This is a genomic window from Roseofilum sp. (assembly GCF_982964205.1).
Genome location: NZ_CEZBFX010000218.1, coordinates 1 through 2,596 on the forward strand (window position 1 = coordinate 1; position 2,596 = coordinate 2,596).

Consider the following 2,596-nt stretch of genomic DNA (forward strand, 5'->3'; position numbering starts at 1 on the left):
CCGGCGATCGCCATTCCAGTGGCTCTGATTGGAGCATCTGCGGGGTTGATGGTGGCAGGTTTTGAAATTAATACCATGACCTTGTTTGCCTTTACCCTGGCTTCCGGTCTGGTAGTGGATGATGCGATCGTGATTGTGGAGGCAGTTTCAACCAAAATTGAGGAAGGAATGCGCCCTCGGCAAGCGGCATTGGATGCCATGGAAGAGTTGACAGGTGCAACAATTGCTACCTCTGCTGTGTTGATGGCGGTGTTTATTCCCGTCTCCTTCTTCCCTGGAACCACCGGGATTATCTTTAAGCAATTTGCCTTAACCATTGCCTTTGCGATCGCCTGTTCCACCTTTAACGCTCTTACGTTCTCTCCTACCATGTCGGCGTTGCTCTTGCGTCCCCGACAAGACAATCACGGCCCCTTAGCATGGCTATTTGAGAAATTTAACCAAGGGTTTGGCTGGGTAGAGCGTCGATATGGGGGATTGATTCAATTTCTGACCCGGATTAACCTCTTAGTGATGGCGGTGTTTATCGCGGGTTTGGTCGCCACAGTATTCATGTACAATTCAGTGCCCAGTGGATTCGTACCCCAAGAAGACCAAGGCTATTTTATCGTGATTTATCAAGCACCTGATGGGGTATCGCTGAACTACACCGCAGAAGTTAGCCGAAAAGTAGAAGAAAAAATTCGTACCCTGCCAGAAGTGGAATATACCTTTGGGGCCGCCGGCTTTAGTTTCGACGGACAAAACCCCAGTCAAGGAGTCTTTTTTGTCATGATGAAACCCTGGGATGAGCGACCGAGTCCAGAGCAGTCTGTATATGGAGTCCTCGGCCGCTTGAACCGATCGCTAGCAACTGTCCCTCAAGTCTTTGCCATTGCCGTGAATGCCCCCCCTGTCCAAGGGATGGGGAGTACTGGAGGGTTTGAGTTCCAATTGCAAGACCGAACCGGAAATGCCTCCATTCAAGATTTACTCGATAATGCCTATCGTCTGATTGGGGCAGTAAACTCCGAGCAGTATCCAGCCGTGGCTGGAGCCTATACCCTGTTTACCGCCAATAAAGCCCAGAAACAAATAGAAGTATTGCGCGATCGCGCCAATGCCTTGAATGTAGATGTCACTGAAATCTTCCGTACCCTGCAAATTTATCTGGGATCGAGCTATGTGAATGACTTTGTCCTCGGTCAACGGCAATATCGCGTTTATGCCCAAGCGGATGCCCCCTATCGCTCCGATCCAGAAGATATCAATCAGTTTTATGTACGCTCTAGGGACGGTCAAATGGTGCCCTTGGGCAGTTTGATTAAGCTGACAGAGTTTACCGGGCCGGAGATTATCCAACATTTTAATATCTTCCGCTCGATTAAAATTCAAGGGGGGCCAGCTCCAGGCTACAGTTCCGGACAGGCGATCGCCGCCATGGAAAAAGCAGCAGCAGAAGTCCTAGACCCTGGTTTTGGCTACTCCTGGCAAGGAACTGCCCTAGAAGAAAAAGCCTCTGGAGGCAGCGCACCAATTATCTTTGGTCTCGGCTTTATGATGGTATTCCTGGTCTTAGCAGCTCAGTATGAGAGCTACATTGACCCCACCATTATCATGTTGTCCGTACCTCTGTCTGTCCTCGGTGCGCTCTCTGCTGTCTGGTTCCGCGCCAATATCGTTCAAGCGGGGGGAATTTGGCCGGTGGTCACCAATGATGTGTACTGCCAAGTTGCCCTCGTGATGCTCATCGGGTTAGCTTCCAAAAACTCAATTCTGATTGTTGAGTTTGCCAACCAACTCCATGAAAAGGGTCTAGATTTTACCAGAGCAGCCACGCAAGCAGCCGAACAGCGATTCCGACCCATTCAAATGACTGCCTTTTCCACCCTAGTTGGGTTCTGGCCCCTGGTCACAGCATCCGGAGCAGGATCGAGCAGTCGTTGGTCTTTGGGAACTGCCATCTTTGGGGGAATGCTGTTGGGAACTATCCTCAGTTTGGTGATTACACCGAACCTCTATATTGCGGTGAAAAACTTGGAAGCATTCCTCCTCAAAGGAGAAAGACCCCAAAAACCGACAAGATCTAGTGGTGGTTCAGGTGGTTTATCAGCTCTGGGGAATTTATCAGGTCTATTGAAGAAACCCTTGGCTAAGAATGGCCACAGCAATGGCACTGATGAGGATCAGCCAGATATGCCAACTGAATCAGAGACTAAACCGGAAGAGTCGGAAACTGGTAAATGGTCGTAATCTTAATTAACGATCGGTCTGGTTCAGGGCCAGCCATGGCAGTAAGGTGCGCTATTCAACGCACCTATCCCATTTACTAGGGCGTGTCATCAATCAAATTTTTTGACAAAAGTAGATTGATAGGGTAAAGGGTATTGATCAAGTAATAACATATATGTGGGTAGCAGATGAAACGCTATGGCTGGCGAGACGAACAGTGGAAAAGGATTGAACCCCTCTTACCCGGTAAAAAGGGAGACCCAGGTGCTACAGCCAAAGACAATCGATTATTTGTTGAAGCTGTGTTATACCCCTCTTCTATCACTCTAGAATCCATAGCATCCAATATAAAAATGACTGTGGCGTTTGACTTTACGTGAGCTTT

1 protein-coding gene and 1 pseudogene are annotated in these 2,596 nt (G+C 48.8%); both read left to right on the forward strand.

Going from position 1 to position 2,596, the window contains the following annotated elements:
* A partial coding sequence (locus AC3A14_RS24505) for an efflux RND transporter permease subunit (RefSeq protein ID WP_487779232.1) occupies positions 1–2,232 on the forward strand: 2,232 nt, incomplete at its 5' end.
* Positions 2,233–2,399: 167 nt separating this feature from the next.
* Positions 2,400–2,522, forward strand: a pseudogene (locus AC3A14_RS24510) (transposase); the annotation flags it as partial.
* Positions 2,523–2,596 lie beyond the last annotated feature (74 nt).